Below are 13,448 nucleotides of genomic sequence, written 5' to 3' on the forward strand. Positions count from 1 at the left end.
TCGTGCCGGAAAGAGCTACATTCCCAGCGCGGCCTCGATCGGGCCAATGGCGAAGAACAGCGCGAACGCTGCGGCCACGGCCCACATCAGGGGGTGGATGTCCTTGACCCGCCCCTGCACGGTGCGGATCAGGACGTAGGCGATGAAACCGGCGCCCAGGCCGTTGGCGATGGAGTACGTGAAGGGCATCAGGGTGAAGGTCAGGAACGCCGGGATTGCGATGCCCCAGTCCTGCCAGTCGATCTTGCCCACCTGGGAAACCATCATGAAGCCCACCACCACCAGCGCCGGGGCCACTGCCTCGAACGGAACGAGGTTGATCAGCGGGGTGAAGAACATGGCCACCAGGAACAGCAGGCCGGTGACGATCGAGGCGATGCCGGTCCGGGCGCCTTCGCCGATGCCGGCGCCGGCTTCAACGTAGATCTGGTTGGAGGATACGGACGCACCGCCGCCGATGATGGCGCCCAGGGCGTCCACCTGGAGCACACGGTCGACGTCGGGGATGTTGCCGTGCTCGTCCACCGTGCCGGCCTCGTTGGCCAGGCCCACCATGGTGCCCATGGCGTCGAAGAAGATGCTGAGCAGGATGACGAAGGCCAGGAGCGTGGCAGCCACGAAGCCCAGGTGCTCGAAGGCGCCGAAGGGGTTGGCCTTGCCGATCAGGGAAAGGTCGGGCGCGGCCCAGCCGGAGAACGCGGGTGCCACCAGGGACCAGCCCTGCGGGTTGAAGTTCTTGCCGTCGAAGCTGGGGCCGATGTGCAGCGTGGTCTCAAGGATCACGGACAGCACGGTGGAGGTGATGATGCCGATCAGGATGGCACCCTTGACCTTCCGCACCACCAGGGCGATGGTCAGGATCAGGCCGAAAACGAAGACGGCCGTGGGCCAGCCCAGGAGCTTGCCTTCGAAGCCCAGGCCCACGGGCACTGTGGTCCCTGCCACGTCCGGGATACGCCGGACGAACCCGGCGTTCACCAGCCCGATCAGGGCGATGAACAGGCCGATGCCCACCACGATGGCGGTCTTGAGCCCGTCCGGGACGGCCTTGAAGACGGCGGTACGGAAGCCGGTGAGCACCAGGACCAGCATGGTGAGGCCGGAGAGGACCACCAGGCCCATCATGTCCGGCCAGGTCAGTCCGGGGTTGGTGGCCACAGTGACCGCCACGAAGGCATTGACGCCCAGGCCGGTGGCAAGTGCGAACGGATGCCGGCCCCACGCGCCCATGAGGATGGTCAGCAGGCCCGCGACGAAGGCGGTCACCGCTGCCACAGCGGTGAAGCCCAGCGTGGTGCCGCTGGAGTCGGGCCCGGACAGGATCAGGGGGTTCAGCACCACGATGTAGCTCATGGCGAAGAACGTGGCGAACCCGCCGCGGATCTCGCGGGAAAGGTTGGAGCCGCGCTCGGTGACCCTGAAATACCGGTCCAGGGCAGAGCCTTGCTTAAGCATTAGTCCTCCGGGGGAGTGTGTGGGGATACCTGCATCCTAAGGGACCGGCAGCAGTGGGGCGCGCAGATTCGCCTAGTCTGTAAGGAAGCCAACACAAGGAGCAGTCCCGCATGCGTTCCACCCGCCGCCCTTTCCTGAGCCTGCTGCTCGGTCTCCTCATCGTTGCCGCCTCTGCCCTGGGCCTGGCCGGCCCGGCGGCGGCGCACGATGCCGCAGAGTCCACCAGCCCGGCGCAGGGGGCAACGCTCGCGGCCCCGCCGGACGAGGTGTCGGTGACGTTCAGCAACAAGCCCTTGGGTATCGGCGCGTCCTTCTCCGTCAAGGACGCATCCGGCACCGAATGGGCAGACGGGTCCGTGCAGATCGTGGACAACGTGGCCACCCAGAAGCTTCGGCCGGGCGGCCCGGCCGGCGTGTACACGGTTGCATGGCGCGTTGTCAGCTCTGATTCCCACCCCATCGAGGGGACATTTGCTTTCACCGCCGCCGCCGGGGCTGCGGGTTCTTCCGCGCAGCCCACGGCAGGAAGTTCGACGACGGCGGGCACAGTCCCGGGCATGGGCACCGCCCGGCCCGGGGTGACGGAGGAGCCGTCCGCGCCGGCCAGTGCGGGCGAGCCGTTCCAGTGGAGCATCGTGATCTTTGCAGCCGTGGCGGTGGGCCTGCTCGCCGCCCTGGGCATCCTGGCACGGCGGCGGCTCAGCGGCGACGCCGATAACGGCGTCGGGGACAACATGGACGGGGAGTAACCCGCGGCGGCGGGATCCGGCGCGTCCGTCAGCAGCCCAGCATGGCAAGGCTTCCCGTTGCCGGGAAGCCGCCGCCGTGCGGATTTACCCTGGCGGAGATCGCCTGGCCCACGGTCTTGGCCTGGCGGAGAACTTCCTTGGGCGAGGGCGTGATGAGTTCCCCGACCCCTACAAGGTAGATGCCGATGGCCCGCATGGCCGCCGCCACGTTCCGGCCTACCGCCAGGCCGAAGTCGTTGATCATGCGCCGCAGCTGGCTATGGGCGCAACGGGTCAGGACGATATGGTCCGCCACCAGGAGGCCCGTGGGGGTGTGCACCTGCCACTGCGGCGCGCCGGTGCCGTCCGCCGGTCCCAGCATGGTGAGCTGCACGGCGCGCGTCGTGTTCCGGATGTCCACGCTGTGGCTGGCGGCGTAGTTGCGCAGGTGGCGCAGGATCTCGTTGCGTTCACGCAGGGTGTCTGAATCCGCGGCGTCGCAGCGCTGCAGGGAGGTTGTGTTGGCAGGCTGCCCGGCGCCCAGGAGGTCCAGTCCGTCCACCACAATGGAGTCCACACCGTGCCGCCGCAACTCAGCGGCCACGGCCAGCCCTGACAGGCCCGTGCCAATGATGACAGTGGTGGTCTGTTCGGTCCCGGCACTCCCAGGCATGCTTGACACTACAGTTTCCCTCCTTCGAAGCTTCGTCAGGTGCCGGCATCCTCGCCGGCGCGCCTGCCGGTGCCACCCAGGCACGGCCGCAGCGCATGGCCGGGAGCGTGCTGACAGGAAGTGGCAGTCGGCGTCCCGGACCAACAATGTCCTGAAGACTACAGAACAATCGCGCCCGTGGGTAGCCCGAAACGCCAAGATTCTTCCCACGCTGAAGGCGCTTTCCGCGCCGCGGCCCGCGGCCTGTGGATAAGCGGCTTTCAGGGCCCGGCCGCGCGCTTGCTAAGCCGGATGCTACGGAGAATAGTGAGGACTGGGAGGCGGATTTTCCCCGCGGTTGCGGCTCCGGGCCGGGCGCACGGGGCGAAGCCCGTTTTCTGGCAGAATAGCCGCAACATCAGGCAGTTACGCGAGGAGGCGGCCCCCATGGGCGCACATGAGTTGCATCCGGACCCTGCACAGGACGGCCGTGGGGTATCGGCCGCTCCAGAGGGCATCGTGGTGGGCGTTGACGGCTCCGAACACGGCCAGTGCGCCTTGGTGTGGGCTGCGCGGGAAGCCCAGCGCCGCCGTCGTCCCCTGCACATTGTCACCGCCTACTCAGTGCCGATCTTTGCGGCGTCCGGCCTGGACGGCGGCTACGCCACGGTGGATGACTCCGTTATCCGTGAGGGCGCCGAGGCCATCGCCAAGCAGGCCCTTGAGAAAGTTTCCACGTACGACATCGATGCCACTTCGTCGGTGGAAAACGGCGACGCCGCCGGAGTGCTGCTGGAGATGTCCGGAAGCGCCGAACTCCTGGTAGTGGGCACTCGGGGGCGCGGGGGTTTCGTGGGCAGGCTCCTTGGCTCGGTGAGCAGCGCGCTGCCCGCACACGCCAAATGCCCCACCGTCACCGTCCCGTTGTTCTGTTCGGACCGGCTCGGCGAGACCACCGAGGACCGGCGCATCAAGGCCGAGCAGGCCAAAGCCGGGCACCGGCAGGTGGAGAACGTCGTGGTGGTCGGTGTTGACGGCTCCGAGCAGGCACGGGTTGCGGTCCTGGAGGCCGCCGACCAGGCTGGGCGCCTCGGCGCTGCCCTCCGCGTCGTCTGTGCCGTTCCCCAATACAGCGGTTCCCTCGCGTGGGTCCCGGCGCCGATGGACCGGAAGGCCCTGTTCGACGATATCCGGACCACTTTGGACGCCGGCATGGCCTGGCTTCGCAGCCACTACCCCCACCTCCAGGCCGACTACGAGCTCAGGGACGGCTCTCCGGTTGACGTGCTCGTGGAGGAAAGCCGGCACGTCGAGCTGGTGGTAGTGGGCACCCGCGGCCGCGGCGGCTTCACCGGCATGCTGCTTGGCTCGACCTCCGACGGCGTGCTCCATCACGCCAAGGGGCCCGTCATGGTGGTGCCGGACCGCGAGGACCCGCGCCTTGCAGACCGTGCGCGGTTCGGTCCGATGCTCGGAGACGCCGCCTAACCCGCCCCTGTTCCCACACGAGGACACGGACATGCAGCGGCACGGGATACCTGGCGGCGGGCCCGATGGGCTTGTCCGGAACCTGCGCATGGTCGATGCAGGCCTGCTTGCGCTGGTGGGCGGCAAGGCCGCCAACCTTGGGGAACTGCTTGCTGCCGGGTTGCCGGTCCCGGAGGGCTTTTGCCTCACCACCACGGCCTACCGGCAGGTGGTCTCCGGCTCCGGAGCCGTGCTTCCCGGCCTGGCCGCGGTATACGCCGCCCTCCAAACCGCAGGGGATGCGGCCGCCAAGGAACCTCCGGACGTCAGCGGGCTGGCGGGAGCGGCCCGTGCGGCCATCCTGGCCGCGCCCGTTCCGGCCGCGGTGTCCGACGCGGTGGCGCAGGCTTATGCGGCACTCGGGCCTGACGTGCCGGTGGCGGTCCGGTCCTCGGCCACTGCCGAAGACCTGCCGTTCGCAAGCTTCGCCGGCCAGCAGGAGACCTACCTCAACGTGGTGGGGGTGCCTGCGCTCCTCGACGCCGTCCAAAAATGCTGGGCCTCGCTGTGGACCGACCGGGCAACTGCGTACCGGGCCAGCCTGGGAATCGATCCGGCCGGCGTGGCCCTCGCCGTGGTGGTCCAGCGGATGGTGGACGCGGACACGGCGGGCGTCATGTTCACGGCGAATCCCCTCACCGGAAGCCGGCGGCAAACTGTCATCGACGCCAGCCCGGGGCTCGGCGAAGCCGTGGTGTCCGGGGCGGTCAACCCGGACCATTTCGTGGTGGATGCACTGACCGGCAAGGTGCTGGAACGGAAGACCGGCGATAAGGGCATGGAGATCCGGCCCCTTCCCGGCGGCGGAACGGAGGTCCGGCAGTCGCGTGCCGCCAGCGGGACACCGTGCCTGACAGACCCCCAGGTGGCGGGGCTGGTGCGGCTGGGGCAGTTGGCCGAAGCACATTTTGGTGCCCCGCAGGACACCGAATGGGCCATCGACAGTGCGGGCGCCCTCTGGCTCACGCAGTCGAGGCCTATCACCACGCTCTACCCGGTCCCGAAGAGCAACGGCGCAGCGGGGAACGTCCCGGCCGGCAGGAACCCTGTCGGCGGCACCCGGGCCTACCTCTGTTTCAGCCTCGCCCAGGGCCTCACCCGTCCGCTCACGCCCATGGGTCTTGCGGCGGTCCGCCTTATCGCCTCTTCCATCGCCACCGCCGCAGGCTTCCCTGTGCCTGACCCGAGGCGCGGGCCGTCGCCGTACGCCGAGGCCGGGCAGCGGATCTACGTCGACTTCACCACTCCCATTCGCAGCGCCGTGGGCCGCCGGATCGTTCCGCGGGTTTTCGACATCATGGAGGCCCGGACAGCGGCGGTCATGCGCCAACTGTTCGAGGACCCGGCATTTTCGGTGACCACGAGGACGCCCTTCGGGCTGCTGCGCCACGTGGCGCCCGTGGCAGCGCGCGCCAAGGTTCCCTCCACCCTCCTTCGTGCGCTGGTCCGGCCGGAGGCGGCCCTCCGACGGTTGGACCGCTTCACCAGGGAATTCGAGGCCTCCCTGGTGCTCGACGACGCTGCCGGCCCGCTGGCGCGCCTTGATCACGCCGAGTCACTTTTGGGCTCACGCCTGTTCCTGATCGTTCCGACTGTTCTTCCCCTTCCGGCACTGGGGTTCGCGATGCTCGGCGTTGCGGGAAAACTGCTGGGCGGAAACCCGTGGGATGAACTGCAGCCGGTGATCCGCGGCCTGCCGAACAACATCACCACCCAGATGGACCTGGAACTGTGGCACCTTGCGGAAGCAATCCGCGACGACCCCGAGTCACGCAGCGCCCTCATGGCCGGGGACAACGCCGTCCTGGCGGAAGCTTTCCACACCGGGCAGCTGCCGGCCCGCCTGGAGGCCGGGCTGACCCGGTTCCTGGACAGGTACGGGCACCGGGCCGTGGCCGAAATCGACGTGGGACAGCCGCGCTGGTCCGAGGAACCGGCGCACATCCTGGGCATCCTGGCCAACTATCTGCGGCTGGACAACCCTGCCCTCGCGCCGGACGTGCAGTTCAGCAGGGCAGCCGAGGAAGCGGAAGCGCAAGTGGAGCAGCTCGCCACCCGCGCCGCCGCCCGTGGCAGGATCCGGGGAATGCTGGTCCGGGCCGCGCTGCGGAGGGCGCGGCTGTTCGCCGGCCTGCGGGAGCTGCCCAAATACCAGCTTGTGGTGGGCCTGGGGGAGGTCCGCCGGCAGCTGCTGCTGGTGGGGTCGGAACTGGCGGGCACAGGCAGGCTCGAACGGCCGGATGACGTGTTCTTCCTGGCCTTCGACGAAGTCCGGCAGGCGCTTACAGGGACGGGAGGAACGCCGGTCCCGGACCTGCGGCCACTCGTGGCGGCGCGGCGCGGGGACTACGACCGTGAGCTCGCGCGCCGCCACATCCCCAGGGTGCTGCTCTCGGACGGGACGGAACCCGAGGCGGTGCGGACCGCCGTCGGGAATGCCGCCGAAGGAACCCTCTCGGGCAGCCCGGCCTCGGCAGGGACGGTGACCGCATGTGCACGCGTCGTCCTGGACCCCGTGGGTGCGCGCCTCGAGCCGGGGGAGATCCTGGTGGCCCCGTCCACGGACCCCGGGTGGACACCGCTGTTCCTCACGGCGGGCGGCTTGGTGATGGAGATGGGCGGCCCCAATTCGCACGGTGCGGTGGTTGCGAGGGAATACGGCATTCCTGCCGTCGTGGGGGTTCCGGAGGCCACCCGTGTGATAGCTACCGGACAAAGAATAACGGTCGACGGCGGATCGGGCACCGTGGTGCCGGAGCGCGCGGCAGCGCTGCAGGATTAGGGCGTTCCCACGCGTATGGACTGCCTGCACCGGCGTACGCTTGACCTATGGGCTCCAACGGACCGGGTTCCAGTCAACAGCTCCAGCGAGGGAACAGGCTAGGCCGCCGGGCATGGCTGCGGTGGCTACCGGCCGTCGCGGCGCCTGCGGTGATCGCCGCGGGGGTCCTGGCCGGGTCCATCCCCGCACGTGCCGGTGACCCCCTTCCCGCCAAAACGCCGGCGCAGGTGCTTGAGCTGCTGGCCAGCCACCAGGTGCAGTCCTTCTCCGGAACCGTGGAGCAGTCCTCGGAGCTGGGACTGCCCGAACTGCCCCCCGCAGGGAAGCCCACCGGGCCGGCGTCCGCCAGCGGTGCGGCCCCGGTGATCGAATTGCTGTCCGGAGACCACACCGCCCGCATCTACGTGGACGGCAAAGACAATGCCCGTCTGCAGGTGGTGGACCAACTGGCCGAGCGGGACGTGATACACCATGGCAACGACGTCTGGTTCTACTCATCGAAAGACAACAGTGCCGCGCACCTGACTCTCCCTGCGCACACCGGGGACACCGCCGTCCCGGATGAGGGGCGGCTCATGCACGCCATCCCCACTCCCGGCGACCTGGCCCAGAAGTTCCTGGCGAAGGTTGAGCCCACCACGTCCGTTACTGTCGGCCCGGACGTAGCCGTCGCCGGCCGGGCAGCCTACAACCTGGTCCTTGAACCGCGGACGGATGCAACCCTGGTAGGCCGCGTCACCGTCGCCGTTGACGGCAGGAACGGGATGCCCCTCTCCGTCCAGGTGACCGCCCGCGGAGCCGACAAGCCCGCCTTCCGTTCCGGCTTCACCAGCCTGTCCCTTGGCGCGCCGGACCCGTCGCTGTTCAGCTTTGCCCCGCCGCCGGGCAGCACTGTCAAGGAGATCCAGGTCCCGGAAAAGTCCCACCTGCCCGGCAGCTTCCACGAGCCCGGCATCGCCATCACGCCCGACCAGTTCTTCGCGCAGATGGCCAAGGGCCACCCCTCCGTGACGGGCAAGTCCTGGGATGCGGTGGTGGGCCTGCCCGCCCAGGCCTCCTCCGGCTCGCCCGCCGAGTCGCTGTTGCGCGATCCGCTCCTGTCCCAGGCCGCCGTCGTCGTTCCCGGTGGGCACCTGCTCTCCACCGCACTGCTGAACGTGCTCATCATGGACGACGGGCGCGTCTTTGCCGGGATGGTGCCGCCGGAAAGGCTCCAGGCCGTGGCAGCTGCGGGCCAGTGAGAACGGCCCAGTGAGCATGGCACAGTGAGAACGGCCCAGTGAGCACGGCCTTGGGGTCCGCCGGCCTGGCGGTCGAAACACACGGCCTGAGCAAGCGGTTTGGCCAGCAGCTCGCCGTGGACGGCGTGGACCTGGCCGTCCCGCATGGATCCGTGTTCGGATTCCTGGGCCCCAACGGATCCGGCAAGACAACCACCATCCGGATGCTGCTTGGCCTTGCGGCCGCCTCTGCCGGCACGGTGAGCCTGCTCGGCCTGGAGATGCCGGGCAGGCTCCATGAGGTACTGCCGCGAGTCGGTGCCCTGGTGGAGGGCCCCGCCTTCTATCCCTTTCTCTCGGGCGCGGCGAACCTCCACCGGCTCGATTCCGCCAGCCCCCACACTGTCCCTGCCACGCGCAAGGCGCGGGTGGAGCGCGCCTTGGAACGGGTCGGGCTGGGGCATGCAGCGGGCAAGCGCGTCCACGCCTATTCCCTGGGGATGAAGCAGCGCCTGGGGATAGCCAACGCACTGCTTTCGCCGCGCGACTTGCTGGTGCTGGACGAGCCCACCAACGGACTGGACCCGCAGGGGACCCGCGAGGTACGCCACCTGGTGCGGTCATTGGCCAACGAGGGAACCACCGTTTTCGTGTCCAGCCACCTGCTGGCCGAGGTGGACCAGATCTGTACCCACGCTGCCGTGATGAGTGCCGGCAGGCTGGTGGCCCAAGGGCCGCTGGCTGAGCTGCGGCAGGCAGGAAACACCCTGATCCGGCTTGTTACCCCCGACGGCGGCCAGGCACGGCAGGTGCTGGCAGGGCTTGGGCTGGACGCGGAGCCGGCGCCGGGACAGGGGCTTTCAGGACCGGGGCTTTCAGGACAGGAGTTTCCGGGACGGGCAGCGGCATCGGCGCAGTGGCAGGTACTGGGGCAGGGGCAGGCACTGGGGCAGGCGGACGGCGAAAGCATCGTTGCGGGGCTGGACGGGCGGTCTGCTCTCCTCCCGGAGGAAGTGGTGGCGCAGCTTGTCCGCGCCGGCGTCCGGGTCCGGGGCTTCGCCGTCGAGCGTGAAAGCCTGGAGGACCGCTTTGTTGCCCTCACGGGGGAAGGATTCGACGTTGCCCAGTAGCGTACCCGCGGACACGCCGGACGCGGCCGCGGCAGTCAGGCCCGCACAGGTACCCGCGCCGCGAAGCTCCGGGCTCTCCCTGCTGGGCTCGGAACTGAAGGTATTGTTCGGGCGGCGTCGGACCTGGGCGCTGCTGCTGGCGCTGGCTGCCATCCCGGTGCTCATCGCCGTCGCCGTGCGGGTTTCTTCCGCGGTCCCGCCCGGACGCGGGCCCGCTTTCCTGGACCGGATCACCCAGAACGGCCTGTTCGTGGCCTTCACGGCCATGTTGGTGTCAGTCCCCCTGTTCATGCCACTCGCGGTGGGGGTGGTGGCGGGGGACACCATCGCGGGGGAGGCGAACCTGGGCACCTTGCGGTACTTGCTCGTGGCACCGGCCGGGAGGGTGCGGCTGCTCCTGGTCAAGTACGCCGGCGCGCTCGCCTTCTGCGTGGTAGCACCCCTGACCGTGGGGCTTGCCGGGGCGGCCATCGGGGCGGCACTCTTCCCCGTGGGCCCGGTGACGTTGCTGTCCGGGGGCGTGGTCCAGCCGCCCGAAGCCGCCCTCCGCATTGTGCTGATCGCTGCATACCTTGCGGTGTCCCTGGCGGGTCTCTCCGCGATAGGGCTCTTCTTGTCCACCCTGACCGTGGTTCCGGTCGGTGCCATGGCGGCCACCGTGGTGGTGTCGGTGGTCTCGCAGGTACTGGACCAGCTTCCCCAGCTGGAGTGGCTGCACCCCTGGCTGTTCAGCCACTACTGGCTGGGGTTCGGCGACATGCTGCGCCAGCCGCTGCTGTGGGACTCATTTGCCAGCAACGCCCTGCTCCAGGCCGGGTACATCGTGGTGTTCGGCGCACTCGCCTACGGCCGCTTCGTCAGCAAAGACATCCTGAGCTGAGGGGCGGGTACCTGGAGGGGCCGGCTTCCCGGGGACCTGTTCAGTACCGGGCCGCGTACGGGTAGAGGTCCATCCCCACCATGGAGCTGATGGACGACACCGTGATGCCCTCCTGCGGATTCAGCGCCTGAACCACCTGTCCGTTCCCCAGGTAGATGGCCACGTGGTAGAAGTTGCCCGCCGAACCCCACACCACCAGGTCGCCACGGCGGGCCTGGGAGATGGGAACGTGGACCGGGGCTGCGGCGTACTGCTGGGTGGCCGTGCGCGGAAGGTAGGTCCCGGCCGCCGCGAAGGCGTTCTGCACCAGTCCTGAACAGTCAAAGCCGTACAGGCCCGTGCCGCCCCACTGGTAGTAGTACGGAGCGCCGACCTTTCCAAGCGCTACGGAAATGGCCACTTCGTACGAGCCTGTCCCGCTCGACGGAGCGGGAGCTGGCGCCGGCGCGGGCGCGGGTGCCGGTGCGGGTGCAACGGGGGCCGGAGCGGGAGCAAGAGGCGCAGGTGCAACCGGCGCGGGAACAGCAGGGGCCGGTGCCGGGGCGGGAGGCGCAGGAGCAGCCGGAACCGGGGCAGGCGCGGCGGGAGCTGGAGCGGCCGGGGCCGCATCCCGCGCAGGGGAGTTCCGCGGCGCTGCAGTGTCCGTGGCTGCAGCATCCTTCGCTGCCTGGTCCTGCGCCAGCTTGTCGGCAGCCGCCTTGTCGGCAGCCGCCTTGTCGGCCTCAGCCGAGAGCGCTGCGAGCCGGGCTTCTTCACGCTGCCGGTCCAGCGCGTCCACCCGGGCCGACTCCAGCGCCACTGTAGTGTTGCGAAGCTGTGCCAGTTGGTCCACCAGGACCGTCCGCTGCGCCTTCGCATCGGCCACGGCCTTGGCCTGCGCGGTGTTTGCCTGCTCCGCCTGGGTTTTGCGCTGCTCCGCAGTCCTGGCCGCGTCATCCGCGGCCTTGCCGGCGTCCTCGGCGGCTGCGGTCAGGGAGCGGTACGCGGTGGCGGCCGCGTCTGCAGCGTCAAAGGCCCGGCTGCGGCTGGCCGAAAGTGCTTCGAGCGTGGCCGCCTGCTGCAGGGTCTCGCCGCCGCTGGCCAGGGTTCCGAGGGTGGGGTTCAGCCCGCCATTGCGGTACAGGTCCCCAGCGAGCTGGCCTACCTGCTTCCGGGTTTTGTCCTGCTGCTCCCGCGCGGCGGAAGCGCGCGCGGCGGCAAGCGAGGCGGCGGCCGTCCTCTGTTGCAGTTCCACGAGCGCTTCGCTGTAGGCGTTGTTGGCCTGCATGGCTACCGCGAACGAGGCTTGCTGGGCCGCTGCCGCCTCAGCGAGGATGCCTTCGATCGCCGTCACCTGGTCTGCGGTGGCAGCCTCGCTGGCCTTCGCCGCGGCGATGTCCTCCGGCGAGGGAATCTCCCGTGAAGCCGGGACAGCCAAGGACGGTGCAAGCGCCGGCACAGCGGCTGCGGGCGTTGTAGTGGACGCCAAAAGTACGACGCCGGCGCATAGCACGGCCGTCCTGCGTCCCAAGCCGGGTAAAGCCATCTGCAAAGACCTCGCAACGGTAAGGCTGGGAGGTCCTGGATGTGGCACGTGTGTGCCCCTCAGCTGCCCGCCAGCAGTCCGAGGTTACGCCAGCGTTTGCACTTTAGCAACAGCAGTCACATCAGTAACATAAACCACAGCTGTGTCATTCGTGCGGACGTTCCACCCCGCGTGTCGCGGTCACGCGTGCTGGTGCGCCTCGTGCTCGGAGTGGCTGGCGGGTTCCAACTGGAACGTGCAGTGGTCCGTATCGAAGTGCGATCCCAGGCAGCTGATCAGCTTGTCCAGGAGCTGGTCGGCGCCCCGGGCGTTAAGGACCCCGTCCTCCACCACCACGTGGGCCGAGAAGACCGGAACGCCGGACGTGATGGTCCAGATATGGATGTCATGCACGTCGGTGACGCCGTCGACGGACAGGATGTGTTCCCGGATCATCTGGACCTCCACCCCTTTGGGGCTGGCCTCGAGGAGGACGTCCACCACGTCCCGCAGCAAACTCCAGGCCCGTGGCAGGATCAGCAGCGCGATCAGGACGGACGCAATGGTGTCCGCCGCCTCGAAACCAGTGACCATGATGACCAGCGCCGCAACGATGACCGCGACTGATCCCAGCAGGTCACCCAGCACTTCGAGGTAGGCGCCCCGGACATTCAGGCTTTCCTCCTGTGCCCCGCGCAGGATCACCAACGACACCAGGTTGGCTACGGCACCCAGGATGGCGGCAAACAGCATGATGTCCGTCTGCACCTCCGGCGGCGCCCCGAACCGCCTGACCGCCTCCGTGAAAATGACCACTGCGATCACGATCAGGATGAGTGCATTGGCCAGTGCGGCGAGCACTTCGGCGCGTTGGTAGCCGTAGGTCCGTTGGTCGCTCGCCGGTCGTCCCGCGATCCACGTCGCCAGCAGGGCGATGGTGACGCCCGCCGCATCGGAGAGCATGTGGCCGGCGTCCGCCAGCAGGGAGAGCGACCCGGACAGGACGGAACCAACGATTTGGATGACGACGACGCCCAGCGTGACACCCAGGACGGCCAGCAGGCGCTTTCGGTGCCTGCCAGTGGCGGTGATGCCGTGCGCGTGGCTGTGGTCGTGTCCCATGCTTACAAGGCTAGCCCCAGCCCAGCTCGTGGAGCCGTTCGTCGGAAATGCCAAAGTGGTGTGCGATTTCGTGGACCACGGTCACGGCCACTTCATGAATGACATCCTCGCGTGAGCTGCAGATGTCCATGATGGGTTCGCGGAAGATGGTGATGCGGTCGGGGAGGGAACCGGCATCCCACCAGGAATCGCGTTCAGTCAGCGGAACCCCTTCGTACAGTCCCAGCAGCACGGTTTCGGGGTCTTCGCCAGGTCCTGGGACGTAGTCGTCCTCGATGAACACGGCTACGTTGTCCATGGCGCGGGCGAGCTTCTCCGGGATGCTCTGCAGGGCATCCTCGACGGCTGCTTCGAACTCGTCCGCCGACATGTTGAACCCGGAAGGCTCGTGCGGGCCGCCGGGAACGATGGGCAGGCCCGGCGGGAGATTGGCTGGCATATCCCGACT

The 13,448-nt window shown here is 68.8% G+C and carries 11 protein-coding genes; 6 read left to right on the plus strand and 5 right to left on the minus strand.

Features of this window, described 5'->3' with window-relative positions; translation table 11 throughout:
• Positions 1–15: 15 nt before the first annotated feature.
• The gene (locus AC3IMC_RS19420; protein WP_221385372.1) at positions 16–1,455 is read right to left on the minus strand and encodes an NCS2 family permease; all 1,440 of its coding nucleotides are present in this window, start codon (positions 1,453–1,455) and stop codon (positions 16–18) included.
• A gap of 110 nt (positions 1,456–1,565) precedes the next feature.
• On the opposite strand from AC3IMC_RS19420, the gene AC3IMC_RS19425 reads away from it, so the two are divergent.
• Positions 1,566–2,204: a copper resistance CopC family protein gene (locus AC3IMC_RS19425; RefSeq protein WP_490920459.1), complete on the plus strand. Its 639-nt coding sequence runs from the start codon at positions 1,566–1,568 to the stop codon at positions 2,202–2,204.
• A gap of 28 nt (positions 2,205–2,232) precedes the next feature.
• On the opposite strand, the gene AC3IMC_RS19430 is transcribed toward AC3IMC_RS19425, so the two are convergent.
• A complete protein-coding gene (locus tag AC3IMC_RS19430) occupies positions 2,233–2,856 on the minus strand; it encodes an FAD-dependent monooxygenase (protein ID WP_490920474.1) in 624 nt (207 codons plus the stop codon).
• 426 nt (positions 2,857–3,282) lie between these two features.
• Between AC3IMC_RS19430 and AC3IMC_RS19435 the strand changes: the two genes are divergently transcribed.
• The 5 genes from AC3IMC_RS19435 to AC3IMC_RS19455 are packed head-to-tail and all read left to right on the plus strand — an operon-like array spanning position 3,283 to position 10,374.
• Positions 3,283–4,323, plus strand: a complete 1,041-nt coding sequence (locus AC3IMC_RS19435) for a universal stress protein (protein ID WP_490920460.1) — start codon at positions 3,283–3,285, stop codon at positions 4,321–4,323.
• A 31-nt stretch (positions 4,324–4,354) separates the two neighbouring features.
• Positions 4,355–7,144 (plus strand): PEP/pyruvate-binding domain-containing protein, encoded by a 2,790-nt coding sequence (locus AC3IMC_RS19440; RefSeq protein ID WP_490920461.1) that lies wholly within the window; start codon positions 4,355–4,357, stop codon positions 7,142–7,144.
• A 47-nt stretch (positions 7,145–7,191) separates the two neighbouring features.
• Complete coding sequence (locus AC3IMC_RS19445) at positions 7,192–8,385, plus strand: LolA family protein (RefSeq protein ID WP_490920463.1); 1,194 nt, start codon at positions 7,192–7,194, stop codon at positions 8,383–8,385.
• 38 nt (positions 8,386–8,423) lie between these two features.
• Positions 8,424–9,494: an ABC transporter ATP-binding protein gene (locus AC3IMC_RS19450; protein WP_490920465.1), complete on the plus strand. Its 1,071-nt coding sequence runs from the start codon at positions 8,424–8,426 to the stop codon at positions 9,492–9,494.
• Entirely contained in the window at positions 9,484–10,374 is an 891-nt protein-coding gene (locus AC3IMC_RS19455; RefSeq protein ID WP_490920466.1) for an ABC transporter permease, read from the plus strand. Before AC3IMC_RS19450 ends, AC3IMC_RS19455 begins: the two co-directional genes overlap by 11 nt.
• Positions 10,375–10,414: 40 nt before the next feature.
• On the opposite strand, the gene AC3IMC_RS19460 is transcribed toward AC3IMC_RS19455, so the two are convergent.
• The 3 genes from AC3IMC_RS19460 to AC3IMC_RS19470 all read right to left on the minus strand — a co-directional run bounded on the left by AC3IMC_RS19460 (position 10,415) and on the right by AC3IMC_RS19470 (position 13,439).
• Positions 10,415–11,899, minus strand: coding sequence for a C40 family peptidase (locus tag AC3IMC_RS19460; protein ID WP_490920468.1), 1,485 nt, complete (start codon positions 11,897–11,899; stop codon positions 10,415–10,417).
• A gap of 180 nt (positions 11,900–12,079) precedes the next feature.
• Positions 12,080–13,000, minus strand: a complete 921-nt coding sequence (locus AC3IMC_RS19465; protein WP_490920470.1) for a cation diffusion facilitator family transporter — start codon at positions 12,998–13,000, stop codon at positions 12,080–12,082.
• A 10-nt stretch (positions 13,001–13,010) separates the two neighbouring features.
• Complete coding sequence (locus AC3IMC_RS19470) at positions 13,011–13,439, minus strand: metallopeptidase family protein (protein WP_490920476.1); 429 nt, start codon at positions 13,437–13,439, stop codon at positions 13,011–13,013.
• Between the last annotated feature and the right edge of the window lie 9 nt (positions 13,440–13,448).

The sequence above is a fragment of the Arthrobacter sp. E70 genome (assembly GCF_058266945.1).

Bases quoted from the DNA above. Each gene is read 5' to 3' on its own strand.
- AC3IMC_RS19445 (WP_490920463.1), top strand. From the start codon at position 7,192: ATGGGCTCCAACGGACCGGGTTCCAGTCAACAGCTCCAGCGAGGGAAC.
- AC3IMC_RS19470 (WP_490920476.1), bottom strand. From the start codon at position 13,439: ATGCCAGCCAATCTCCCGCCGGGCCTGCCCATCGTTCCCGGCGGCCCG.
- AC3IMC_RS19440 (WP_490920461.1), top strand. From the start codon at position 4,355: ATGCAGCGGCACGGGATACCTGGCGGCGGGCCCGATGGGCTTGTCCGG.
- AC3IMC_RS19435 (WP_490920460.1), top strand. From the start codon at position 3,283: ATGGGCGCACATGAGTTGCATCCGGACCCTGCACAGGACGGCCGTGGG.
- AC3IMC_RS19430 (WP_490920474.1), bottom strand. From the start codon at position 2,856: ATGCCTGGGAGTGCCGGGACCGAACAGACCACCACTGTCATCATTGGC.
- AC3IMC_RS19425 (WP_490920459.1), top strand. From the start codon at position 1,566: ATGCGTTCCACCCGCCGCCCTTTCCTGAGCCTGCTGCTCGGTCTCCTC.
- AC3IMC_RS19420 (WP_221385372.1), bottom strand. From the start codon at position 1,455: ATGCTTAAGCAAGGCTCTGCCCTGGACCGGTATTTCAGGGTCACCGAG.
- AC3IMC_RS19460 (WP_490920468.1), bottom strand. From the start codon at position 11,899: ATGGCTTTACCCGGCTTGGGACGCAGGACGGCCGTGCTATGCGCCGGC.
- AC3IMC_RS19465 (WP_490920470.1), bottom strand. From the start codon at position 13,000: ATGGGACACGACCACAGCCACGCGCACGGCATCACCGCCACTGGCAGG.